Origin of the sequence: Budvicia aquatica DSM 5075 = ATCC 35567, assembly GCF_000427805.1 — a bacterium.
Taxonomy (GTDB): Bacteria; Pseudomonadota; Gammaproteobacteria; order Enterobacterales; family Enterobacteriaceae; genus Budvicia; species Budvicia aquatica.
Window position 1 is genome coordinate 37,677 of the sequence record NZ_ATYS01000018.1, and the last position, 25,132, is coordinate 62,808.

Consider the following 25,132-nt stretch of genomic DNA (forward strand, 5'->3'; position numbering starts at 1 on the left):
GTTACTGATAGCCATATTTAAGGCTTATTACTGTTTAGCGTTAGCCGCATCTTGTTGTTGTTTTAGTGCTTCATTGCGTAAATCTTTTCGTAGAATTTTGCCCACGTTAGATTTCGGTAACTCATCTCTAAACTCTACAATGCGTGGAATCTTATAGCCGGTTAATGCACTGCGACAATGAATGAGTAGCTCATCTTTAGTTAACGAAGGGTCTTTTTTTACAACATAGATTTTAACCGTTTCGCCGGAAGACTCACTCGGTACACCAATGGCGGCAACTTCCAGCACCTTGGGATGATGCGAGACAACTTCTTCAATTTCGTTGGGATAAACGTTAAAACCGGAAACCAGAATCATATCTTTTTTCCGATCGACGATGCGCATAAAGCCTTGCTCGTCCATCTGAACGATATCACCGGTTGCCAGCCAGCCATCTTTAATCATTTCGCTGGTTGCTTCCGGGCGGTTCCAATAACCTAGCATCACCTGAGGGCCTTTTACCCATAGCTCACCGGGTTCACCCTTGGGAACATCTTCACCCAGATCGTTGACCAAGCGGATATCCGTTGATGCTACAGGTAACCCAATACTGCCACTGTAGTGCTGTAAATCATAAGGGTTACCGGAAACCAGCGGTGAACACTCAGTCAGGCCATAGCCTTCCAGAATATGAGTTCCAGTCAGTTGCTGCCAGCGTTCAGCAACGCTGCGCTGGACTGACATTCCACCGCCAACGGTGATATGCAAATGGCTAAAATCCAGCTCACGGAAGTCTTCATCGTTAATCAGTGCATTAAACAGCGTATTTACCCCGGTTAACGCAGTAAATGAGTAGCGAGAAAGCTCTTTAACCAGGCCTTTAAGATCCCGTGGATTAGTAATTAATAGATTACAGCCACCGACCTCAAGGAATAACAGACAGTTCACCGTTAGCGCGAAAATATGATACAGCGGCAGTGCGGTAACCACTAACTCACGCCCTTCTTCAAGCAGTGGAATATAAGCCGCTCTGGCCTGCTCCATATTTGCCAGCATATTACGGTGGGTTAACATCGCCCCTTTAGCTACGCCGGTAGTACCACCGGTATATTGTAATAACGCTAAATCGCCCGGCTGGATATCCGGTTTCACATACTGCTGAGTTTTGCCCTTAGACAGCGCGGCGCGAAAAGAAGTCGCACCCGGCAGATGATATTTCGGTACCAGCTTCTTAATATACTTCACAACAAAATTAACCAACGGGCGTTTTGCCGCTGACAGCTGATCGCCAAGCCCGGTTAAAATAACGTGTTTTATCTCTGTATTGGCCACCACTTTTTCCAGGGTATGGGCAAAGTTGGAGACGATAACAATGGCTTTAGCACCACAGTCATTAAGTTGATGCTCGAGTTCTCTGGGGGTATACAGTGGATTAACGTTAACGACCACCATTCCGGCCCGTAAAATACCGAACAGAGCCACCGGGTATTGCAACAGATTCGGCATCATTAACGCGACTCTGTCACCTTTTTTTAATCCCAACGTATTTTGTAAATAGGAAGCAAACGCCCGGCTGCGTTTCTCAAGCCGGCGGAAAGTCATGACTTTCCCTTGGTTAATATAAGCTGGCTGATCGGCAAAACGTTTAGCGGAATTTTCAAACATGTCAGCTAATGACGGATACCGCTCAGGATCAATCTCAGTTGGTACATCTTTCGGATAGCGGGATAACCAAACCTTGTCCACTTATTTACTCCTGTCTCTTTCCGACTTTACTCCTTCCCCTGGCTGATGATTCAGCCGGGAAAGGAAATATTTTTAATAGCGCACCACACCCATAATGAACGCTATGGTTATCACAGCTTCATGTACCACAGTTAATGAAATCACTATTATTTACACTGTATTACATAACATTAAGGTACTTTTGCTGGCTATTTTCCCGGCAGAGTCACTCACGGCCGGGAAGCTTTTTCCATGTTACTTCATTGCGCAGGTAAACCGGTTGGGTCTCTTCCACTGCCTGTACTTGATTATTCTTCCAGCACTCAAGTGCCAGAGGCAACATATCTTCAGCCTGAGGTAACGGCATATTTCCGTCACATAGCGTCACGTCGGTATTGGCAGCCATATCAGGATAAGTGTGCCACCCGGTACCGACACAGGCCCATTCACCCTGAACTAATTTTAGCTGATTATTAACCTGTTCCGGCAATAAGACCTGTTCATCACCAATAAGTTGCCAAACTCCGCCAGCGTTACGCTGATATTGGCCCCAATAGACCTCGCCCATCCGCGCATCGATAGCCGCCAGTACTTTACTGCTGCCGGTCATTCTAAATGCCCCTTCAGCCAGCGTATTTAAAGTTGAGATACCAATCATCGGTAAATCAGCCCCTAAAGCCAGTCCTTGAGCAACACCGATACCAATACGCACGCCGGTAAAGCTGCCCGGTCCGCGGCCAAAAGCCAGTGCGTCAAGCTGTGATAATTTCAGCCCTGAATCGTTGAGAACTTGCTGAACCATAGGTAACAGGCGTTGCGTATGTTCACGCGGGCATAGTTCGTACAAAGCATGTTTTTGTCCGTTATCCCAAATGGCAACGGAGCACGCTTCGGTGGATGCATCAAGCGCAAGAATTCGCGTTGACATAGATAACCTCAGGCGGGAATGTTAAAAATAAAGAGAATTCCGCGATGATACCATACTGGCGATCGCAGAGATAAATGTTGTTCTTAATGGTCTTTTGCTGCTCAGGCGTCATTGATTGGCCGCTGCTTTAGGAAATCAATCGCCTTCTGAAGATCCCGTGTTCTCGGGGTTGGCGGTAAACTATTCAGGAATACTGCACCGTACGGGCGCATCACCAATCGGTTATCACAAATCACTAAAACACCGCGGTCGTCAGTATCTCGGATTAACCGGCCTACGCCCTGTTTTAAGGTAATAACCGCGTCAGGCAGTTGTACTTCATTAAACGGATCTCCACCGCGTAACCGGCAGTCTTCCATTCGGGCTTTAAGCAACGGATCATCCGGCGAAGTAAAAGGTAATTTATCAATGATAACGCAAGAGAGAGCATCTCCGCGCACATCGACCCCTTCCCAGAAGCTATTGGTTGCCACCAATAATGCATTACCGGACTCAACAAACTGTGACAGTAATTTAGCCTTACTGGTTTCACCCTGCATCATCACCGGTAAGGTCATGGTTTCGCGAAATGCTTCGGTTAAATCCCGCATCATCTGATGGGAGGTACAGAGAAAGAAACAGCGCCCGTCATTAGCTTCAATTAAAGGCTGTAACATAGCGGCCAACTGTTTAGCGCCGCCGTATTGATTGGGAGAAGGTAAAAATCGTGGCACGCAGAGCAAAGCCTGCGTTGCATAATCAAACGGACTGGCCAACAGCAGCGTTTCGGCTTTATCTAATCCTAAACGTTGGGTGAAGTGCTCGAGTTGGTCATTGACTGACAGCGTCGCGGAGGTAAATATCCATGTCCCGGCTTTTTCTTTCATTAAATCGCGAAATTTATCGGATACGGATAACGGAGTCAGGGCCAGTACAAAATGGCGGGCAGAACATTCATACCAATAGCTATACCCCGGAATAGAGACGTCTTTCAGCCGCGTCAGCCGCGCTCGATATTGAGTTGCACGTTCAAAGGCAGCATCCAATAACGCCGAGCGGCCTAAGGCCATTTTGATAACGTCATAGCATAGGCTTAAGGCATCATCAACCAACAACAGTGCTCGTTGAACGTTAGTCTGTTCCAAAACCTGGCGTAAATTGCCTCTAAAACCGGGCTCGCCTAATGCCAGTCTGAAGTCCTGAGTACTTTGTGATAAACGGTCGGCACTTTTTTGTAGCTGGGCCATATCCCGAACTTCGGTGCGGTAGGCAATAGCAATATCTTTGGCGAGATCCAATAACTGTCGGCTGGTGACCTGCTGACCAAAATACTGGCTGGCAATATCAGGTAACTGATGGGCTTCATCAAAAATCATCACGTCAGCGTCAGGGATCAGCTCGGCAAAGCCCGTCTCTTTAACCACGATATCGGCAAGAAACAGATGATGATTCACCACAACTACGTCGGCATCCATAGCCTTACGACGTGCTTTAACCACAAAGCACTCTTTATAATAAGGGCAATCACTGCCTAAGCAGTTGTCATTGGTACTGGTCACCAATGGCCAAATAAAGCTGTCTTCTGCCACCTGATTACAGGTGCTGGTATCGCCGTCGTTGGTTACTGATGACCAGCGGCGTAAATTGACTAAATCATTCAGGGTAGAGTTAGACAGCTCACCGCCGGTCATCGATTGCTGTTCCATCCGCTCCAGGCACAGGTAGTTCGACCGCCCTTTTAGCAGCGCCAGTTTGCCGGTAAATTCCAGCGCCGTTGCAACCGTGGGTAAATCCCGGGCAAAAAGCTGATCCTGTAACGCCTTTGACCCCGTCGAGATAATGACCTTACGCTTGGAGCGTAAAGCGGGTACCAGATAAGCATAGGTCTTACCCGTCCCTGTTCCGGCTTCAACCACTAACGCATGTTTTTTCTTAATTGCGCTGGTAATAGCTTTGGCCATTAAACGCTGTGGCTCACGTGGCTTAAAACCTTTAATTGCCTGAGCTAATGCACCTTTGGGTGCGAAATCATCCGCCAAGTCGAGTGTCCGTTGTTTTAAAATGGTCCGCAGACATCAGTGATGCCACAACGGATACGCGAGGAATGCGTCTATTATGCCTTTCCTCCCTTCTCATCACCAACAGAAATGCATCCCGTGGGCAGGTTATGTTAACCTTGTGCTGAGATTGAAATTTTCTGAGACATAATAGAACCGGAGTTCCTATGAGTATTGAACGTATTAATCCTGAAAAGCGCTGGTCTGATGCCGTTGTTTTTAACGACACAATTTATTATACCAGCGTACCTGAAAATCTGGAGGCCGACGCAACGGCTCAAACGGCTAATGCATTGGCTGCAATTGATATTATTTTAAACCAATTAGGTTCAAGCAAAGACCGAATCTTAGATGCCACTATCTTCCTGGCCGATAAAAGCGATTTTGCTGCCATGAACGCAGCATGGGATGCTTGGGTTTCTGACGGTAATGCGCCGGTACGCTGTACCGTTCAGGCGATTTTAATGAAACCAGAATATAAAGTAGAAATTAAGATTATAGCTGCACGCTGATCGGGCTCATTCAGGAGATAACCTGAATGTCATACGGCATAAGTTATAAAAAAGCCGTCAGTGTGAATGACCCTGACGGCTTTTCGATAATTACGCTGCCAGCTTAAGCATAATCATCCCAATGAGGAGTAATCCTAAGCCGCACCAGCCTCGGATATTCAAACGCTGACCAAACATAATCCAGCCGGCAGCAATCGTTGCTGCAATACCAAATCCGCCCCATAGTGCATAGGCAATGGATAGATCCATACCTTTTACCGCCTGGGCCAACGCACTAAACGCGCCTAAAACGGCTAACAGCGACAATATCCCCAGCCAATAACGCTTGAATCCATTGGATAGCTTAAGCAGGATATTAGCAACAATCTCAAGAACGATAGCTAAGCCTAAAAAAGCCACATGGTAAAACTCAAGCTGCTGCATGATGGCCCTCTATTTTATCAGTGCCTTCGGCATGGGAACGAACCTGCTTCGGCTTATAGGTTCCTGACTTAATCAGCACGATACCCAGCAATAAGATGGCAAGCCCCACCGCTTTAAACAGTGAAACATCCTCACCAAACAGCATTACGCTGGATAGCGTAATCAATACTACACCGATGCCTTCCCACAATGCGTAAGCTACGCCAAGCGCAACACGTTTAATGGATACTGATAATAAAATATAGGATAGGGTTATCATAAAATACATTAAAACATGGCCGTAAATATTACCGGTCTCACTTGCATATTTCATGGATAATGTACCAATAACTTCGGTCACGATAGCCATCAATAAAAATAGCCAATAAATCATTTTATTTCTCCGGATTATTTTTTATAACAATAATTCCAACTGCCGGATAATATTAAGATTCCCAGTTAGATTCGCTAAATAATAAACGAACGGAACTCAGCTTAATAATAAACCAGTAATGGTAAATAATTATTGCGGTTTTATACGCCCTGAAGGACGATCCTCGGAGAGTGCGCTAACGCGCGTTTGTCCAATTTAGTACGCTGGCAAGAATAGCTGAAATGAAAAAAACGAATGTTGATGTTTGTAGCAATGAACGTTGTATGTTCGCCATAATAATTTAGTTGTCAGTCGTGCAACAATCACACGATTTGCCCTTACCCCTCCGATGAATGTCGTTATGCCGTCATTTTTATCATGCCGAGCACATAAAAGTAAACCCACACCAATAAATATAATTTTATTTTGTCGGCCCCTTCTCAAACTCGCAGTAGATATATAATATCAGCAAGCATAAATATCAACCCCACCCTTAACTACTTTATGCTGATAATATGCATGGCGATGCATAACGTGGCTAATAGCATTTAGTAAAATAATAAACCCTATTATATTAAATTAAAAAAGCCGATGCGTTTAAAAGGCATCGGCTTTTATCATCTTTTTGTCATACCTGAATTTAGCCTTTTGCGTGAGCGACTGCTTCACGGGCTAATTGTGTGATACGGTCAAAATCACCGTTAGCAATGGCATCTGCCGGTACTAACCATGATCCACCCACACAAAGAACGCTGCTTAGCGCCAGGTAGTCACGACAGTTGTTTAGCGTAATTCCGCCCGTCGGGCAAAAACGCACTTGTGAGACGGCGCTACAGATGGCCTGAAGGGCTTTTACGCCACCGTTAGCTTCCGCCGGGAAGAATTTAAATTCACGTAAACCGTAATCCATACCCAGCATTAATTCAGAAACGCTGCTGATACCCGGAATTAACGGGATATTACCCTCAACCGCCGCTTTTAATAACGGCTCGGTCAGGCCCGGGCTGATAGCAAACTGGCCACCTGCGGCTACCACATCGGCTAACTGCTGGGGGTTAAGTACCGTACCGGCACCAATAATGGCTTCAGGTACCTCTTTGGCTATCGCGCGGATAGCGTCAATGGCACAAGGTGTACGCAGGGTAACTTCCAGAACGCGAACACCGCCGGCAACCAGAGCTTTAGCCAATGGAACTGCATCTTTTAGCTCTTTAATCACAATAACCGGAACAACCGGCCCATCAGACAGAATTTTTTCAGCGCTTACTTTCCAGTTTTTCATTTACTCAAATCTCCATGTGGCCAATCAACATCGATTATCGCTATCGGATAGCGGCGAGCATCAAAGCCGTTCTAAATTAACGTGTGATCGGTTACACGCGGGATATTAAATTGTTTTTTATGCAGACCAGAACACGTCTACCGGCGTCTTATTTTGATGTAATACCGAACGCACTGGCATTTCGTTCACGTCATCACCTTCCTGCGCCTGCTGATAAACAGCCCGTTTCCCCTCGCCCACTAAGTGCAGGAAGATTTGGCGGCTATTAAGCAACGCAGGTAATGTCAGCGTAATTCGGTCTAACGGAGCCGTCAGCGGTGTCATTCCCATGCACAAATGGCCGGACTTCATATCCAGAGCTGGGAATAAATCCGTCGCACCGGGAAATAGTGAAGCCGTATGCCCGTCATCACCCATACCTAAAATGACAACGTCAAATGGCTTAGCCATTGCATTAAGCCTCGGCTCAATATCAGATGCGCCTTCGAACGGCGTTTGTGCCGGGCTTTTTAGTGAAACAAAGTTTGCCGTTGCCGCTTTGCCCTGTAATAGGTTTTCACGCACCAGCTTTTCATTACTCGATTCATTATGGAGATCAACCCAGCGCTCATCGGCTAAGGTGATGGTCACTTTGTCCCAGTCCAGCGTTTGTTGGCTAAGCAATTTAAATAGGCCTAACGGTGTTCTTCCGCCAGAAACTACCAGACTTGCTTTTCCTTTTGTTTCTAGCCCTTTTTGCAACTCTTGAGTAATTCGCTGCGCTAAGCGGCTATTTAATTCATCGGTTGAGGGGAAATTGATAAAGTTTGCCATGGTAGTCACCTTCATTACGGACATTAATTATACTGAGATTATTATGCCGCCTGAAGTGCTCGGGCGGCATACTGAGCAAGTTTAAACAGGGTAAAATACCTTACTCAAATTCGCTCCATGAACGACCATCACGCGTAATCATAGCAACAGAGGCAACCGGCCCCCAGGTGCCAGCCTGATACGGCTTAGGCGGCTCATTATCGGCAGCCCATGCGTTCATGATTGAATCAACCCACTTCCAGGCTTCTTCGACTTCATCACGGCGAACAAACAGCGCCTGAATACCACGCATAGTTTCAAGTAACAGACGCTCATAAGCATCTGCTACGTGTTGCTCATGGAAGGTATCGCTGAAACTTAAATCCAGCTTGGTTGTTTGCAGGCGGTGTTTGTGATCTAAGCCCGGTACTTTATTCAGAATTTGAACTTCAACGCCTTCATCAGGCTGAAGACGAATCGTCAGCGTATTTGGTGGTAGTTGTTGATAGGACTCACTGAACAGATTTAACGGCGGGTTTTTAAAATAGATAACCACTTCAGAACATTTAGATGGCAAACGCTTACCGGTTCTCAGGTAGAAAGGGACGCCGGCCCAGCGCCAGTTATCGATATCAACGCGGATAGAAACGAAGGTTTCGGTATTACTGCGCTTGTTAGCCCCCTCTTCATCCAAATAGCCCGGTACTTTTTGCCCCTGAACAAAACCGGCCGTGTACTGGCCACGAACCGTTGTTTCACGAATATTGGTATGGTCAATACGGCGCAGAGAGCGCAGAATTTTGACTTTCTCATCGCGGATGCGATCGGCACTTAAGTCAGCAGGAGGTGACATGGCAATCATGGTCAAAATTTGCAACAGGTGATTTTGCACCATATCACGCATTTGACCGGCTTTATCAAAATAGCCCCAACGGCCTTCAATACCAACTTCTTCTGAAACGGTAATTTGTACGTGGTCAATAGCACTGTTGTCCCACTTCGCCGCAAACAGCGAGTTCGCAAAACGCAGCGCTAACAGATTCAGTACCGTCTCTTTACCCAAATAGTGGTCGATACGGTAAACCTGAGACTCATCAAAATACTCAGCAACCTGGTCGTTAATTTCCCGTGAGGACTTTAAATCTGTTCCTAACGGTTTTTCCATTACAACCCGGCTCGGATATTTATTCAGCCCGGCTTCGCCTAAACCACGGCAAATAGCCCCGAAGGTATTAGGTGGCATGGCAAAGTAATTGATGGTTGCACGATTTTCTTGGTCGAGCATTGCACCTAGCTGCTTGAACGCAGCGCTGTCATTCACATCCAGATTACAAAAATCTAAACGGCTGCTCAGCTTCTGCCAAACTTCCGGCACAATCTCTTCTTTCATAAAGGTGGAGAGCGCTTTTTCGATGACGGCAGTATAAGCCACCTTATCCCACTCAGCCCGGCCAACGCCAAGAATTCGGGTGTTGGGATGAATGTGCCCCGCTTTTTCCAGTTGATAAAGTGATGGTAATAGCTTCCGGCGAGCTAGGTCACCTTTGGCACCAAAAATAACTAAATCACAGGCCTGAGCTATTGAGTCATCGACCATATCTATCTCCTCAAAACCACGTCTGATATTAAAACGCAGTTTTATAATTCATGTAATTTTATTACATAAGTAATGTACCTGTTTAAATGCCCGCCGTAAACAGTCAGGATAAAAAGGAACAAACTTGATAATAAATTCTCGTTTATTTTCGCTTAACCAGTTAAATAAAAAGAAGTTATGCGATAAATAATTTTCGTGATGTTACTAAAAACAATAAAAATCAGATGTCGATCAAAGTTAGTGAAAAAAAATTACAAAATCATTCTCTCTTACTGCATCGCCCGATATCCCGTAGTATATTTCCACAGATCGACTATCGATTTCACCTTTGGATGCAATAGGCAAAAAGCAGCGGGATAAAAATATGCTGGAACGAATTCATAATTTTCGAGAAAAACTAAGCAAATCCGAGCAAAAAGTTGCCGATGCTATTCTGGCTGCGCCCCAAACGGCGATCCATTCAAGTATCGCTACCTTAGCGAAAATCGCGAATGTTAGCGAGCCTACGGTGAATCGCTTTTGCCGCCGTTTAAATACCAAAGGCTTTCCTGATTTTAAACTGGCGTTGGCCCAAAGTCTGGCCAACGGAACGCCTTACGTTAATCGCAACGTCGATGAAAACGACACGACGGATGCATTTACCTATAAAATATTTGAATCTGCCGTTGCCAGCCTGAATATGGCGAAGAATAGTCTGGACATTATAGCCATTAATCGTACCGTCGACCTGTTGACCGTGGCGAAAAAAATCTCTTTTTTTGGTTATGGCGCCTCTTCCGTTGTCGCTCACGATGCCATGAATAAATTCTTTCGCTTTAATATTCCTGTCATCTATTTTGACGATCTGGTGATGCAGCGCATGAGCTGCATAAATTCTAATGAAGGTGACGTCGTCATTTTGATCTCTCACAGCGGCAGAACCAAGAGTCTGGTTGAGCTGGCTGAACTCGCCCGGAAAAACGGTGCAACCGTAATAGCCATTACCTCTCAGGGGACGCCACTGGCAAAAGTGGCAAATCTATCTATTCTGTTAGACGTTCCTGAAGATACTGACATCTATATGCCAATGGTATCCCGGCTTGCCCAACTCACCATTATTGATGTACTGGCGACAGGATTTACGCTTCGCAGCGGTTCGAGCTTTAGAGATAACTTAAAGCGCGTAAAAGAGGCGTTAAAAGAGTCTCGCTTCGATAAATTTTCATAGTTTTGCCCATCCTCCCCGAATGAGGTAGGCCATATTTGAGAACCTTGTCATATAATGGTATAAATCCCCCCAAGAATTTTAGAGACCGGTGTTTATTTAGAGCATGGGTTGTGAAGGCGAGGCGTTATTTAAGCAGTAAAATAATAGAAATGGCGTTGGTATCAATGCCCCTGTTTTCAGACATACCATGGTTTGAAGACAGTACTGATTAAGTAAAAACTTTATCATGTTTTCAATGGAGTTATACATGTCCAGAAGGCTTAGAAGAACCAAGATAGTTACAACGTTAGGTCCGGCAACCGATCGCGACAATAATTTAGAAAAAATTATCGCAGCTGGTGCCAACGTAGTCCGCTTAAACTTCTCCCACGGTACCCCCGAAGATCACCAACTCCGCGCAAACAAAGTTCGAGAAATCTCTGCAAAATTAGGTAAGCATGTTGCCATTCTAGGTGATTTACAGGGCCCTAAAATTCGTGTTTCAACCTTTAAAGAAGGCAAAGTCTTCCTTAACGTTGGCGATAAATTTTTATTAGACGCTAATTTATCTATCGGTGACGGCGATAAAGAAAAAGTCGGAATCGACTACAAAGGTTTGCCTGCTGATGTTGTTCCCGGCGATATCCTGTTATTAGATGATGGCCGTGTTCAACTGAAAGTTATCGAAGTTCAAGGTATGAAGGTGTTTACCGAAGTTACCGTCGGCGGGCCGCTCTCCAATAATAAAGGCATCAATAAACTAGGCGGCGGCCTTTCTGCTGAAGCCCTGACTGAAAAAGATAAAGCCGATATTTTAACCGCCGCTAAGATTAACGTGGATTATTTAGCCATTTCTTTCCCGCGTACCGGTGAAGATCTGAACTATGCCCGCCGCTTAGCCCGGGATGCGGGCTGTAATGCCAAGATTGTAGCAAAAGTCGAGCGTGCAGAAGCGGTAGCAACAGACGCAGCGATTGATGACATCATCCTTGCTTCCGATTCAATTATGGTTGCCCGCGGCGATTTAGGCGTAGAGATTGGCGATCCTGAACTGGTTGCCGTACAGAAAAAACTGATTCTGCGTGCCCGCCAGCTTAACCGCACGGTGATCACCGCGACCCAAATGATGGAGTCGATGATCACCAATCCAATGCCAACCCGCGCCGAAGTGATGGACGTGGCAAACGCCGTATTAGACGGAACCGATGCGGTAATGTTATCGGCTGAAACGGCCGCTGGCCAATACCCGGCTGAAACCGTCGCAGCCATGGCCGGTGTTTGCCTTGGTGCAGAAAAAATGCCACGCCTTAACGTGTCTAAGCACCGTTTAGACGTCGAGTTCGATAATATCGAAGACACTATCGCTATGTCGACGATGTATGCAGCGAACCATCTGAAAGGAATTAAAGCCATTATCGCTATGACTGAGTCTGGCCGCACGGCATTGATGATGTCGCGTATCAGCTCAGGCTTACCGATTTTTGCGATGTCACGCCACGAGCATACTTTAACGCTGTGCGCTCTTTACCGCGGCGTAACTCCGGTAAAATTCAACGGTGACTGTGATGGTTTACCGGCGGCAACCTTAGCCACCAATCAACTGCGTGATAATGGGTTCCTGATGTCCGGGGATTTGGTTATTGTTACCCAAGGTGACGTAATGGCGCTGGTAGGCAGTACCAATACCTGTCGCATACTGCGGGTTGAATAATTTATTGATGATCGGTAATCGATAAATAGCATCCAGCAAAAAGGGCCTTTAAAAGGCCCTTTTCTATTTTAACTATTACTGGATTATTTTTTATTTTCCGGCCAGAGATCTTTTCTTTTATACGGTTCTGTATCGCCGTCTTTCCGGGTTTTAAGAAACTTAAGCACCCAAACGTATTGCTCAGGATTAGGGCGAACCAGTTTCTCAACTTCTTCATTCATCCTGCGGGCAATCGTGTGATTATCGGCATCGGCGATATCATCCATTTCAGGATTAATATAGATGTCCAGCATCCCTTCATCGGCTCTATAGACCGGAAATAACGGCACAATTGCCGCATTACAAACTTTCATCAGGCGGCCTACTGCCGGCAGTGTCGCTTTATAGGTTGCAAAGAAATCGACAAACTCACTGTGCTCAGCGCCGTGGTCCTGATCGGGAAGATAGTATCCCCAATACCCCTGACGAACTGAGCTGATAAACGGCTTAATACCGTTCTGACGGGCATGCATACGGCCGCCGAAACGACGACGGACAGTATTCCACATCCAGTCAATCAGTTCATTTTTCTGGTGGTGAAACATCGCGGCCATTGGCTGCCCGCGATCGGCCATCATCATGGCAGGAATATCGACGCTCCAACCATGCGGAACCATAAAGATCACATTACGTCCGGACGCTCTGATCTCATCTAGTATCTCATCGCCGTGCCAGCGAATGCGCTTTCTTAAAAATTCAGGGCTACGAACGCTTTGCTCCACCATCAGCATGGTTGAATGAATCGCTGTAATCAGCATTTGTTCAATGATCTTTTCCCGCTGTTGTTCACTCATTTCGGGAAAACAATAATATAGATTAATCCTCGCCCTGCGCTTAGCGCTGCCGATAAAACGCCCGGCAAACTGACCTAACTTATTCAGCATCGGATTTCTAATTTTAACCGGAACATAAGCTAGCAATAGCATAACCCCGACGCCGGCCCAGACTCCCCAATACTTTGGAAGAAGGAAAGCGCGCTTAAATTGAGGAATAAACTCGCTGGTTGCACGTTTTTGTTTTTGCATGCCATGACTCATTAGGTAAAGAAGCGAACGATTCGGTGTCGATATACAGGCAACGAATTCAATTAAAGGAAATAAAAAGTTACTCAGAGTTTAGCTTAAAGTAAAACGCTACTGACTGACTATCAGTAGCGTTTTATTTGCCTATCAGAGATGAAGCTGTGGGATAACTTCTTTAGCCAGGGTCAGATAGTCTGAACGATCTTTACCAATCAGACCTTCTGAGCGAGGCAAGGTCGCCGTTAATGGATTAACCGCCTGTTCGTTGACCCATAACTCATAGTGCAGATGTGGCCCGGTAGAACGGCCGGTATTACCCGATAGAGCAATACGGTCACCACGTTTAATCTTCTGCCCCTGCTTAACTAAAATTTTATTCAGGTGCATATAACGCGTGCTGTACTGACGTCCATGACGAATAGCAACATAGTTACCGGCAGCACCGCTAAACTTAGCAACGACCACTTCCCCGTCACCCACAGCCAGAACGGGAGAACCGATTGGCATAGAGAAATCGACGCCTTTATGCGGAGCAACTCGGCCGGTAATCGGATGTAATCTGCGCGGATTAAACGGAGAAGAAACTTTGTATTGTTTTGGCGTAGGGAAACGTAAGAAACCTTTAGCCAGGCCAGAACCTTCACGATCGTAAAACTTACCGTCACCGGAGCGAATGGCATAATAATCTTTGCCTGAGCTTTGCATTCTTACGCCGACCAGTTCGCTCTGTTCATTTTTGCCATCTAAAACTTCTCTGGATAATAGAACAGAAAAACGATCGCCTTTACGTAACTTCCGAAAGTCCAGTTGCCACTGCAGTGCTTTAGTCACTGCGTGAATCTCACTGTTGGTTAACCCTGCCGCTCTGGCGCTTGATACAAAACTGCCGTCAAGCGTACCGGTTAGCACACTATTCTTCCACTCACCTTTCAGGGTATTGATGGTTTCAGCAAAACCGTTCTCACCACGTTGATAGGTGCGGGTTTCGCGTCGGGAAACAGCCCAAGTGAGGCTTTGTAAATTCCCTTCATCATTCAGCGTCCAGTTCAGTTGCTGACCAATTTTCAGATTAGCTAACGCCGGGTTCTTATTGGTTAATAAGTAGACCTCGGATGAATCAAGACCAAACTGGTTCAAAATAGAACTTAACGTGTCGCCACTGGAGACCACATATTCATTAGGAACAACTTCATCACCGATCTTTTCGTCCAGCTCATCTTTCGGAATATCATCATCCGGCGTTGGCTGGTCCATGGGTTCCGAGTTGTCCGCTATCTGCGTATCTTCAGCGGTTGATGTCGTTGATATGGGGGGTATGGTATTTTCAGCATTTGGATTATAAATGGCCGCTTGCCATACCAGCATGCCCCATGTGAGAAACAACAGGGCCCCGAACGTTAGCCGTTGGGACCGTGACAAATTGTTATACTTAAGCGCGATAACTCTAACCACTTGGAGCACTACTCAAATTCCTCGTTCTGTTACTCCAGGCAGTCCGTAAACTGTTGGGATAGCTGAGTCAAAAACTGTATATAGCTATCTTTACCTAACGTGATATTGCTGCCTAACGGGTCTAATATTCCGGTGCGTACATCGGTTCCCTTGGCGACAGCATTAATTACGGCTGGCTGGAATTGTGGCTCAGCAAAAACACACTCTGCTTTATGCTCAACCAACTGTGTTCTGATATTGTGTAAACGTTGCGCTCCCGGCTGGATTTCTGGATTTACGGTAAAGTGCCCAGATTGGCGTAAACCAAAGGCTTTCTCAAAATAACCATAAGCATCGTGAAATACAAAATACCCTTTGCCTTGCAACGGCTGCATTATATTAACAATTTTTTCTTTTGTCTGCTCAAGATCTTGCTCAAACTTCCGAAGATTAGCATCTAATTTGTCTTTATTTTGAGGCATAAGTTCCAATAATTTGTCATGAATCGCAATTGCTGACTGTTTTGCAATCTCCGGCGACATCCATATATGCATATCATAATCGCCATGATCATGATTATGTTCTTCATTATCAGCATGTTGATGAGCATTATCTTGAGCGTGCTCATGTTCATGGTCGTGGTCATCATCCGTCCCTTTCGATAATAAAGGCTTAACAGAATTTAACCCTGACAGCGCGATTTTTTTCTTTTCATCAATATTATTTAGTGGTTTTGTCAGAAATGACTCCATATCAGGTCCAATCCAGATAACTAAATCGGCTGAACGTAAACGCTGGACATCTGACGGACGAAGAGCATAATCATGCGGCGATGCGCCATCCGGAAGCAAAACTTCGGTCGGAATAACGCCTTCAGTAATGGCTGAAGCAATAAATCCAAGAGGTTTCGTTGAGGTTAAAACAGCAGCCGATGCCTGAGTGGCAATACAGGCCAAAAAAGTACTTGCCAGCACCATTCGGTTTAACCATTTTGTATTTTTTGATGTATGTTGCATTGGTTTTATTCTCATCGTCATAGTAATTGCCATTGGTATGTTATAATATAACACATCAGGAATTCTGCAAGAAAAAATGAATATGTCCACATTGCTTAATTTAGAACATATCTCTGTTGTGTTTGGTAGCCGCAAGGTTTTGTCCAACGTATCTCTAACGCTGAACGCAGGGCAGATACTAACGCTGCTTGGGCCAAATGGTGCCGGTAAATCAACCTTGGTGCGCGTTGTACTTGGCCTGATTAAACCCTCCTCTGGTAAGATGAGCAGCCCGCCCGGATTACGTATCGGCTATGTCCCGCAAAAACTTCATCTTGACCCCACGCTGCCTTTAACCGTTGAACGATTCATGCGCTTGCGCCCCGGTGTAAAAAAAGCCGATATCATCCCTGCCCTGACTCGCGTACAGGCCAAGCACCTGATAAAAATGCCGATGCAAAAATTATCCGGCGGTGAAACACAGCGGGTACTACTGGCCAGAGCATTATTAAACAGTCCGCAGCTTTTAGTGTTAGATGAACCAACGCAGGGCGTGGATGTTAACGGCCAGCTTGCGTTATACGATCTCATCGAAAAATTACGTTCAGAGCTGAACTGCGGCGTTCTTATGGTTTCTCACGATCTTCATTTAGTCATGGCTAAAACTGACGAAGTCCTGTGCCTCAATCAGCATATTTGTTGTTCCGGCGCACCCGAGGCGGTTTCAGAGCATCCGGAGTTTATTGCGATGTTTGGCCATCGGGGTGCTAAAAAGCTTGCGGTTTATCACCATCATCATAATCATCAGCACGATCTGAAGGGTCGTATTGTTCTCAAGAATTCAGGCAGTAATCAGCATGATTGAATTGTTATTTCCCGGTTGGATGGCAGGTGTTTTACTGGCATTGGCAGCAGGTCCGCTGGGCTCGTTTGTTGTCTGGCGCCGTATGTCTTATTTTGGTGATACTCTGGCTCACTCGTCTTTATTAGGCGTCGCCTTTGGCCTGTTACTGAATATTAATCCGTTTTATGCCGTTATTGTTATTACCCTGCTTTTGGCTATCGGATTGGTCTGGTTAGAACGTCGCCCGCAGTTTGCCGTAGACACATTACTCGGCATTCTGGCCCACAGTTCACTCTCTCTGGGTTTGGTAACGATCAGTTTAATGTCCAACGTGCGGGTTGATTTAATGGCCTATCTGTTTGGCGATCTGCTGTCTGTGACCATAACGGACCTGTGGATGATTGGTGCCGGCGTGGTTATTGTATTGCTCACCTTGTGGTGGCAATGGCGTCCGCTGCTTTCCGTAACGGTTAGCCCTGAGCTTGCCCACGTTGATGGCATTAATCCTGAGCGGGTAAGACTATTGTTAATGTTGGTCACTGCGTTAACTATCGGTCTGGCTATGAAGTTTGTCGGCGCGTTGATTATTACTTCGCTACTGATTATCCCGGCGGCGACTGCCCGTAGGTTCTCACGAACGCCGGAACAAATGTCGGGTTTTGCTGTAATTATTGGTATTATCGCCGTTACCGGCGGGCTGACTTTCTCTGCCTTCCATGACACTCCTGCCGGCCCTTCTGTTGTTCTTTGCTCTTGCTGCCTGTTTATTCTGAGCTTGGTAAAAAAACAGTCAGACTAACTGATTGATTTATTATGAAAAAAACCAGAGTTTATGTTTATTATATAAAACAAAATATTTTAGTATAAATCGGATCCCAATAGCGTCTAAAATAGCGTCGATAAAAGTCTTGCCTGCGATAATTTGTCGATAGAGCAAGACTCTTTTTATATATGGGTCTATGACACCGCATTCTCTCTTCATCAACAGCAGATAACCTTAAAGTTAACATTGTGAATATTGATATTATCGCCCTACTGAATAGCAACTATATTCTTCTATTATTCGTGGTATTGGCCCTGGGTTTATGTTTAGGAAAGATACGTTTAGGTAGTATTCAGCTAGGTGGTTCGATTGGCGTTTTAGTGGTATCTCTGCTGCTTGGACAACAACATTTCGAGATGAATACCGAAGCGCTGAGTCTAGGCTTCATGCTGTTTATTTTCTGCGTCGGCGTAGAAGCCGGGCCTAACTTCTTTGCCATTTTCTTCCGAGACGGTAAAAACTATTTTATGCTGGCTTTAGTGTTAGTTGGCAGCGCAATGTGTATTGCCCTTGGTATCGGAAAACTGCTCAATTGGGATATCGGCTTAACCGCCGGTATGCTGGCCGGTTCGATGACCTCAACGCCAGTATTGGTTGGTGCCGGCGATACCCTACGCCATACTTCAGTCGATGCCCAACAGCTTGCCATTGCTCAAGACCACCTGAGCCTCGGCTATGCCCTAACCTATCTGGTCGGGCTAGTTAGTTTGATTTTTGCCGCACGATATCTACCTAAATTACAGCGTCAGGATCTTCCCACCTGTGCACAGCAGATTGCCAGAGAGCGTGGTTTAGACCATGACAGCCAGCGTAAAGTCTATCTTCCCGTTATTAGAGCCTATCGTGTTGGACCGGAACTGGTTGAATGGGCTGGTGGAAAAAATCTGCGTGAATTAGGCATCTATCGCCAAACCGGCTGCTATATAGAACGTATTCGTCGTAATGGCATTATTGCGTCTCCCGATGGCGATGCGGTATTACAGATCAATGATGAAATCTCACTGGTTGGCTATCCGGATGCGCATGCCCGTTTAGACCCAAGCTTTAGAAACGGTAAAGAAGTGTTTGAGCGTGACCTGTTGGACACCCGCATCGTGACTGAAGAGATCGTAGTAAAAAATAATAGCGCAGTTGGAAAACGCCTTAGCCAGATTAATTTAACCGACCACGGCTGTTTTCTTAACCGAGTTATTCGCAGCCAGATTGAAATGCCGATCGATGACAATATCGTGCTCAATAAAGGCGATGTATTACAGATCAGTGGTGATGCCCATCGGGTAAAAGGCGTCGCGGACCGGATTGGATTTATCTCCATTCACAGTCAGGTCACTGACCTGCTGGCCTTCTGTGCCTTCTTTATTCTTGGCCTGATGATTGGTCAAATCACTATTCAGTTTAGTAACTTTTCATTCGGTATTGGCAATGCCGCGGGCTTACTGTTCGCAGGTATCATGCTGGGCTTTATGCGGGCTAACCACCCCACCTTCGGTTATATCCCTCAGGGTGCGCTGAATATGGTCAAAGAGTTTGGATTGATGGTCTTTATGGCCGGAGTCGGGCTCAGTGCCGGTAGCAGTATAGGTAATAATCTAGGCTTGGTTGGCGGCCAGATACTGGTAGCCGGCCTGATTGTCAGCTTAGTTCCGGTGGTCATTTGTTATCTGTTCGGAGCCTATATATTAAAGATGAACCGCGCGTTATTATTTGGTGCCATCATGGGGGCAAGAACCTGTGCACCGGCCATGGAAATCATTAGTGATACATCCAGAAGTAACATTCCGGCCCTTGGCTATGCAGGAACTTATGCCATCGCCAACGTATTACTCACGCTTGCCGGCTCTTTGATCATAATCATTTGGCCGGGGATCCTATAAAATTATCTTTATAATTAATTGGTTAAAAATTTTTTTGAATTTTTTAATAAATTAATTGTATTTCAGATGAACTATTTGATGTGGTTAACGTCTTACTTAGTGCCACTGCTTTACTTTTGAACTCCCTCATTGAGGTTGGCCCGATAAGCCCTTATTTACGTTTCATGCTTATCGGGCTTTTTATTGCCTGAAATTCCAGCTCTTTCATTTTTCCTCATGCATGTAATGCAACAATGACATACAATGTTCCTGTGCATTATTCGGCATAAGCCATCCTAATTCGTCGGTAAAAGTGAATCCCTATGTCATTAATGAAAAAAATTTTTATAGCCTACATCGTCTGTTTTGCTATCGGTACAGCGATTCTGTTTAGCTATTATTTACCCTCTACAGATATCGTTAAAATCACTGGCTCAGAAGTAAAACGCGTCGATAATGACGGTCCTATCTCTGCAGATAATCCGGCAGATGGCCCGACCCGTGACGTTTACTATATTTATACCATTAATGAAAATAAGAAGATCATGGTGTATCGCAATGAAGATACCGGATGGAGCTTCCCGTTCTACTTCAAATTCAATAGTGCAGATATTCAGGCTCAGGCTCAATCAGCTAACGATGCTAACCAAATATCCCGTATCGTTCATTACGGATGGCGCTTTAATATGATGAATATGTTTAAAAATATCGTCTCCATTAAGCCTGTCGATAGTTTTGAGGCATCAACCTTCTCTTTCTATACCATATTGAAATTTGCAGGCTGGTTTATCTGGCTGGCGTTAATTTTGGTTCAGTTGGCGATACCCGTCATGATTCGTCGCAGAAGGGAACGCAAAGAGCTGGCCCGCCCTGATGGTTCTATCGTCGAATAAATAAAGCATAACGGCGACTGAAATAAACTCAGCCGCCGTTATTTATTACCCGCCCATCTATTCTGCCATCAATCAAAAAAAACTAATGACGGACAGCAGAGCAGAGCTCACTCTGACTGAGTAACGCTTAGTTTAAGATACTCTTAACAAAAGCAATAATTTCCTGATTCTTGCCCTGCTCAAATAGACACTGCTGGAAACGTTGACCGCCAACGGCTGTTTTAACCAGCTCAGGATCTATTGCCTTCAAGGTATCCAGATAGTTGTCTTTAATAACGGCACTTTTCACTTGGTTTAAAATGCCGGCATTGCGCACCTGTGGTTCTTTACGCTCAACCGGATATCCTTCCCCTTTACGACCCGTAAAGGCTTTTTCAAAGATATAACGGACGTTCAGTTCCGCTCCCCAGCCAAAGCCTTTGGCGAAAGGCAAAGATAAAGCATTACCATTATTAATTTGAGCAAATAGAAATGCATCAGCCGGGTCAATACAATAACCACAAACTACGCCCGGGTGGATATTTAAAGACATTAACGCACCTTGCCCGGTACCACATCCGGTGACAACAAAATCAACCGCTTTAGCATTCAACAAGATGCTGGCCATAATACCCAAGTGAATATAGGTCAGGTGATGATCTTGTTCATCGCTCATACCAACGTTAAAAACGGCGTCATTATTACCAGCAGCCACAGCCTGAAGTTGCTCAAGAACTAAAGCATTTTTAGCCGCCTGGCTATTTTCCATCATCAGTGCAATATTCATTTTTTCTCCCCAAAATAACCATTAAACAGATATTGATAAATAAAATATATTTACATCAACTCAGCGTTAGCGAGCCAGCCATCCGCCATCAACAGCGATGGTGTAGCCATTAATATAATCAGATGCCGAAGAGGCAAGAAATACGGCCGGTCCCATTAGATCTTCAGGTAATCCCCAACGACCGGCAGGAATGCGCTCTAAAATTTCATCATTACGGGCCTGGTCGGCGCGCAGCTGTTGAGTATTGTTTGTCGCCATATAACCCGGAGCCAGCGCGTTAACGTTTATGCCATGCTTGGCCCATTCGTTAGCTAATAAACGGGTGACGCCCATAACGGCGCTTTTTGATGCCGTATAAGAAGGAACCCGAATTCCGCCCTGATAGGAAAGCATAGAAGCAATATTAATGATCTTGCCACCGGTGCCTTGTTTAATAAACTGGCGTGCAACGGCCTGTGACATAAAGAATACGGTTTTGATATTCAGGTTCATTACGTCATCCCAGTCTTTTTCACTGAATTCCAACGCATCCTGACGGCGAATAATACCCGCGTTATTCACCAGAATATCCACGTGACCAAATTGGTTTATCGCCTGCTCCAGCAACGATGGGAGTACGTCTAATTTGCTTAAGTCAGCCTTCAGGCTCAAAAAACGGCGTCCTAACGCGGTCACTTTTACGATGGTATCTGCCGGTTCTACAACGTTAATACCAACGATATCGCAGCCAGCCTGGGCTAAACCAATGGCCATACCCTGCCCCAAACCTGTATCGCAACCAGTCACAATTGCGACTTTACCTTGTAATGAAAAGTTATCGAGAATCATAGTGTTTCCTTAATACCCGGGCGTTAGTGGCCCAAAAATGGGGACTACGAGGTTTCCCCGCCATTCAAAGTGACTTAATACACCCACATTGATATTGCGTAATGGATGAGTGTGGATGTAGATCTAGTTTTGGCTATCTTAGTGGCGTTAAGTTTACCGCTAATTTAAGTTCCACTCAACAAAATAAAACATCGTTTTATTTTTTATGAAATAAATAACCAAGATTAATAGCTCGCTAATTTAATTAAAATTTATACTGCAACCCAATGCGTAAACGCGTTTGACGCTGATCGGTCGTTTTACTTGCACTTACGTTACCTACCTCGGTATATGGTGCCCAACTGGCATCATAGTTCCATAATACCTTTAGGTTATGCTCGTAATCCCACTTGTTATTATTAAAGCGAACCTGATCGCTGTGCTTATAAATATAGTTATATTCTAATCGCCAATCTTGATAGCGGTAGCCTAACCAGAATTCTCCGCGGTTAGTTTTTACATCATCCTTTCCTTTTTTAGTTTCACGCGTGTATTCATAGCGATAACGCCCATTTAAATAAATATCGTTATCAAAAGTATGTCCTACGGTGAGATAAGGCTTATAGGTACTATTGCTTTCAGAGGATTCAAGCGTAAATCCAGGCTGGATAAACCATTGGGGGGTGAATTTATATTGATAGCTTACGCTGCTTTCTGTACCGTTACTGACAATATCATTAAAGGCCTTGTTCTGGTCATCACCGCCAGATTTCCATTTTGTTTCCAATGAAAAGCCAAAACCATTGTCAAAACGATGTGAGATAGCAACGCGATCTTTATTAACTTTACTGACATCTAACCACTCATGTCGCATATCAATAGTTACCGCTGAAACTTGAACTGAGGTTAATAGTAGCCCCCAGAACATTAAAGTCTGTTTAGTCATGAAAATATCCCATCAGTATTTAATAAATAAATTTCTAAAAATGTTTATATAAAACATATTATTTAACGTCAGACTGGATAAATATATTATTATCGTTAATCTGACCAACGACAGCATCGGCATATTCCGCAGGTCGGCTGCGAAGTGAAATATTTTTCTCGAATATTCCTTGCTTTTCACTCTGAGTATAAGGGCCTGGTCTGAATATAAAATTAAAGCGTTTATTGTCTATTGCTGTGTTATTACGAACCACCAGCGCCCCGGGATTAAAATTATCAGTAAACCCGTCCATGCCATTTTCTATCGCTAAACTGTTAGATACCTGATGGGCCACCGGCAAGCCTTCACCGCCAAGTTTAAAACCATTATTCACATTGCGTAGCGCGATACTATTTTCAATAGTCACTTGGCCATTAGGACCATCTTCAATCTTGTTAAATAAGTCATAGCCGTCGTCAATATTGTCGTGTGAAAAACACGAAATCAGCTTATTGCCCTCACCTACTCGCATTTTCACTGCAAAACCATCCGCATTAATCCTGCCCGGATCTCTATTTCCATAGGACTCTGAATTAGAAATGACATTATGGCTAGCCCATAGCGGACGACCAATTCCTGCCGGAGATGCGACCCAAATTCCAGTGTCATCAGCATGATGAGCAACCACGCGATCGATCAGATTGTGGCTCCCTGAAATATTAAAACTCTTGGTGGTAACGCTAATACCTTGAATATCCCAATAGCTGGCCTCAAGATTTAGCCCATGAAATTCTACATTTTTACCCAAAGGGCGAAGCTTCTTAAGCTTTTGCGGCGTACTACTTACGGTGGCGGGCAAGGTAGTTAAAGGATAATCGCCATTAATCAACCAAACGGTCCCTCCGGGAACCACCGCGGCAAGCGCAGTCTCGATATCCAGAGGAAGTTCATTACTGCCGTCATTCCCTAAGGTTCCATTTGGTGATACGAAGATATTTGCCGGGTCGGCCAATTTAATTGGCTCTACCTTGATAACATCACTTAAATTTTGCCCATCTTCAGTGACGAATTGATAACTTAGCAAGGTTTGTTTCGGCCCCAACAAAACAGCAATAGATTGCATTTCTCCGGCAGCCACAGGTTGTTGCGTCACTAAGTTGGTTCCGTTGCCAGCAACGGTAAGTTTCCCACTCTGATTACTACGCAGTTGGAAGTTATACTCAGGTGTTGCAGAAATTCCCGCCGAGGCAATTTCAATTTTTGCTGGCAGTGGTTGTGCCACAAAGGTCTCATCTTTGGATGCTTGGTGTTCACTCATCGTAAGATTGGCTTGCTTTACGGTAATTCTGACATTGCGTGAAGCAAAAAAACCGACATAGTAACCCTCTTTGTCCAGTTTAGTGATGCGTTCGGTTCCGCCTGTTTTTTGAATCACCCAATCATCAGTGCCTATCGGGGCCCAAGATGATTCAAATCCATCATCACTACGTACCAACCGTAGCTTAAAGCTCGGCGTTTTATTGATATCTAAATCATGTTTATAGGGCTGACGCTTAATCTCTACTCCTGCATTTCCCCATGAGTTAACTACACCATTGCGTGAAATCATAGAGATCTGAACTTTATGATGCGACGTTTTATCCTGCGTCATTATCGCGTTCATCACCATATTCGATGCGGCCGGAAACTCTTCATACCCGGGCTGAACTTTCTCTAGCCGAGGCTGACCTAGAATGTCTCGCACCAATAATCCCGCGCCTTCTTGCCCGGCAGGTAAAGCGCCATTTTCCGGCCCAAACTGTTCAACATAAATTTCGGCGTCTAATTGCATATTTGCATTGGCCGGCAGGCGCGTGTAATAGAAGGTTAATCCATCATGACTGTTACCTATCTTTCCCCCCCGGCTTTCAATATCAACGGGCGTTATTAACTTACCGCCTTCAGATGGCACCGGTTGTCCATTAGCTAGTGTGACCTGATTTATTCCTATTTTGTCCGGTAAAACATTGGTAGCAAAATTGACATCGGTAGACTGACCAAAAGTCACTGTCTTCCATACCAAGTCATTTACGTCCGGTAACGTTTGTACACTCGCGCCGCTAAAACTCACCGCGGCCAATAGCAATAGAAGAATGCTCTTCATTTCCATTTCCTTCATGCGTAAGACATCATTCCCGCCCGATGTCGGGAATGCTCTTTATAATGTAAGTT

22 protein-coding genes are annotated in these 25,132 nt (G+C 45.1%); 7 read left to right on the forward strand and 15 right to left on the reverse strand.

Annotated features, from left to right (window positions below; genetic code table 11):
- Positions 1 to 27: 27 nt before the first annotated feature.
- The 3 genes from fadD to yoaA form a co-directional block, all read right to left on the reverse strand.
- Complete coding sequence (gene fadD, locus YWE_RS0108940) at positions 28 to 1,725, reverse strand: long-chain-fatty-acid--CoA ligase FadD (RefSeq protein ID WP_029094217.1); 1,698 nt, start codon at positions 1,723 to 1,725, stop codon at positions 28 to 30.
- 205 nt (positions 1,726 to 1,930) lie between these two features.
- Positions 1,931 to 2,632 (reverse strand): tRNA (adenosine(37)-N6)-threonylcarbamoyltransferase complex dimerization subunit type 1 TsaB, encoded by a 702-nt coding sequence (tsaB, locus tag YWE_RS0108945; protein WP_029094218.1) that lies wholly within the window; start codon positions 2,630 to 2,632, stop codon positions 1,931 to 1,933.
- 101 nt (positions 2,633 to 2,733) lie between these two features.
- Positions 2,734 to 4,650, reverse strand: coding sequence for a DNA repair helicase YoaA (yoaA, locus tag YWE_RS0108950; protein WP_029094219.1), 1,917 nt, complete (start codon positions 4,648 to 4,650; stop codon positions 2,734 to 2,736).
- 185 nt (positions 4,651 to 4,835) lie between these two features.
- Here yoaA and YWE_RS0108955 point away from each other — a divergent pair, with 185 nt between their 5' ends.
- Entirely contained in the window at positions 4,836 to 5,180 is a 345-nt protein-coding gene (locus tag YWE_RS0108955; protein ID WP_029094220.1) for a RidA family protein, read from the forward strand.
- 90 nt (positions 5,181 to 5,270) lie between these two features.
- Here the strand turns inward: YWE_RS0108955 and mdtI are convergent, their stop codons facing one another.
- The 5 genes from mdtI to zwf form a co-directional block, all read right to left on the reverse strand.
- Positions 5,271 to 5,603 carry a multidrug/spermidine efflux SMR transporter subunit MdtI gene (gene mdtI / locus YWE_RS0108960; RefSeq protein WP_029094221.1) on the reverse strand — a complete coding sequence of 111 codons (333 nt, stop codon included), beginning with the start codon at positions 5,601 to 5,603 and terminating at the stop codon, positions 5,271 to 5,273.
- On the reverse strand, positions 5,590 to 5,976 hold the full coding sequence (gene mdtJ, locus YWE_RS0108965; protein ID WP_029094222.1) for a multidrug/spermidine efflux SMR transporter subunit MdtJ: 387 nt from the start codon (positions 5,974 to 5,976) through the stop codon (positions 5,590 to 5,592). Before mdtJ ends, mdtI begins: the two co-directional genes overlap by 14 nt.
- Positions 5,977 to 6,595: 619 nt before the next feature.
- The gene (locus tag YWE_RS0108970) at positions 6,596 to 7,237 is read right to left on the reverse strand and encodes a bifunctional 4-hydroxy-2-oxoglutarate aldolase/2-dehydro-3-deoxy-phosphogluconate aldolase (RefSeq protein ID WP_029094223.1); all 642 of its coding nucleotides are present in this window, start codon (positions 7,235 to 7,237) and stop codon (positions 6,596 to 6,598) included.
- A 117-nt stretch (positions 7,238 to 7,354) separates the two neighbouring features.
- Positions 7,355 to 8,050 carry a 6-phosphogluconolactonase gene (pgl, locus tag YWE_RS0108975; protein ID WP_029094224.1) on the reverse strand — a complete coding sequence of 232 codons (696 nt, stop codon included), beginning with the start codon at positions 8,048 to 8,050 and terminating at the stop codon, positions 7,355 to 7,357.
- 100 nt (positions 8,051 to 8,150) lie between these two features.
- Complete coding sequence (zwf, locus tag YWE_RS0108980) at positions 8,151 to 9,626, reverse strand: glucose-6-phosphate dehydrogenase (RefSeq protein WP_029094225.1); 1,476 nt, start codon at positions 9,624 to 9,626, stop codon at positions 8,151 to 8,153.
- A gap of 364 nt (positions 9,627 to 9,990) precedes the next feature.
- Here zwf and YWE_RS0108985 point away from each other — a divergent pair, with 364 nt between their 5' ends.
- Both YWE_RS0108985 and pyk read left to right on the forward strand, forming a co-directional pair.
- Positions 9,991 to 10,833, forward strand: a complete 843-nt coding sequence (locus YWE_RS0108985; protein ID WP_036015561.1) for a MurR/RpiR family transcriptional regulator — start codon at positions 9,991 to 9,993, stop codon at positions 10,831 to 10,833.
- Between the two features lie 247 nt (positions 10,834 to 11,080).
- Positions 11,081 to 12,523, forward strand: coding sequence for a pyruvate kinase (gene pyk, locus YWE_RS0108990; RefSeq protein WP_029094227.1), 1,443 nt, complete (start codon positions 11,081 to 11,083; stop codon positions 12,521 to 12,523).
- An 83-nt stretch (positions 12,524 to 12,606) separates the two neighbouring features.
- Here pyk and lpxM read toward each other — a convergent pair whose 3' ends face one another.
- From lpxM to znuA, 3 genes are all read right to left on the reverse strand, one after another.
- Entirely contained in the window at positions 12,607 to 13,587 is a 981-nt protein-coding gene (gene lpxM, locus YWE_RS0108995) for a lauroyl-Kdo(2)-lipid IV(A) myristoyltransferase (RefSeq protein WP_029094228.1), read from the reverse strand.
- 144 nt (positions 13,588 to 13,731) lie between these two features.
- Positions 13,732 to 15,045 (reverse strand): murein DD-endopeptidase MepM, encoded by a 1,314-nt coding sequence (gene mepM, locus YWE_RS0109000; RefSeq protein WP_029094229.1) that lies wholly within the window; start codon positions 15,043 to 15,045, stop codon positions 13,732 to 13,734.
- Positions 15,046 to 15,065: 20 nt separating this feature from the next.
- On the reverse strand, positions 15,066 to 16,031 hold the full coding sequence (znuA, locus tag YWE_RS0109005) for a zinc ABC transporter substrate-binding protein ZnuA (RefSeq protein WP_029094230.1): 966 nt from the start codon (positions 16,029 to 16,031) through the stop codon (positions 15,066 to 15,068).
- Between the two features lie 82 nt (positions 16,032 to 16,113).
- Between znuA and znuC the strand changes: the two genes are divergently transcribed.
- From znuC to YWE_RS0109030, 4 genes are all read left to right on the forward strand, one after another.
- The gene (gene znuC, locus YWE_RS0109010) at positions 16,114 to 16,875 is read left to right on the forward strand and encodes a zinc ABC transporter ATP-binding protein ZnuC (RefSeq protein WP_029094231.1); all 762 of its coding nucleotides are present in this window, start codon (positions 16,114 to 16,116) and stop codon (positions 16,873 to 16,875) included.
- Positions 16,868 to 17,653: a zinc ABC transporter permease subunit ZnuB gene (gene znuB / locus YWE_RS0109015; RefSeq protein ID WP_029094232.1), complete on the forward strand. Its 786-nt coding sequence runs from the start codon at positions 16,868 to 16,870 to the stop codon at positions 17,651 to 17,653. Before znuC ends, znuB begins: the two co-directional genes overlap by 8 nt.
- A gap of 212 nt (positions 17,654 to 17,865) precedes the next feature.
- Positions 17,866 to 19,551 carry an aspartate:alanine antiporter gene (locus tag YWE_RS0109025; RefSeq protein ID WP_029094233.1) on the forward strand — a complete coding sequence of 562 codons (1,686 nt, stop codon included), beginning with the start codon at positions 17,866 to 17,868 and terminating at the stop codon, positions 19,549 to 19,551.
- A gap of 302 nt (positions 19,552 to 19,853) precedes the next feature.
- Positions 19,854 to 20,423: a DUF1523 family protein gene (locus tag YWE_RS0109030; RefSeq protein ID WP_029094234.1), complete on the forward strand. Its 570-nt coding sequence runs from the start codon at positions 19,854 to 19,856 to the stop codon at positions 20,421 to 20,423.
- 127 nt (positions 20,424 to 20,550) lie between these two features.
- On the opposite strand, the gene YWE_RS0109035 is transcribed toward YWE_RS0109030, so the two are convergent.
- The 4 genes from YWE_RS0109035 to YWE_RS26965 all read right to left on the reverse strand — a co-directional run bounded on the left by YWE_RS0109035 (position 20,551) and on the right by YWE_RS26965 (position 25,064).
- Complete coding sequence (locus YWE_RS0109035) at positions 20,551 to 21,189, reverse strand: RpiB/LacA/LacB family sugar-phosphate isomerase (RefSeq protein WP_029094235.1); 639 nt, start codon at positions 21,187 to 21,189, stop codon at positions 20,551 to 20,553.
- Between the two features lie 66 nt (positions 21,190 to 21,255).
- A complete protein-coding gene (gene kduD, locus YWE_RS0109040) occupies positions 21,256 to 22,017 on the reverse strand; it encodes a 2-dehydro-3-deoxy-D-gluconate 5-dehydrogenase KduD (protein WP_029094236.1) in 762 nt (253 codons plus the stop codon).
- A 244-nt stretch (positions 22,018 to 22,261) separates the two neighbouring features.
- Complete coding sequence (locus YWE_RS0109045) at positions 22,262 to 22,942, reverse strand: oligogalacturonate-specific porin KdgM family protein (protein ID WP_029094237.1); 681 nt, start codon at positions 22,940 to 22,942, stop codon at positions 22,262 to 22,264.
- 58 nt (positions 22,943 to 23,000) lie between these two features.
- Positions 23,001 to 25,064 carry a right-handed parallel beta-helix repeat-containing protein gene (locus tag YWE_RS26965; RefSeq protein ID WP_227659951.1) on the reverse strand — a complete coding sequence of 688 codons (2,064 nt, stop codon included), beginning with the start codon at positions 25,062 to 25,064 and terminating at the stop codon, positions 23,001 to 23,003.
- Positions 25,065 to 25,132: the final 68 nt, after the last annotated feature.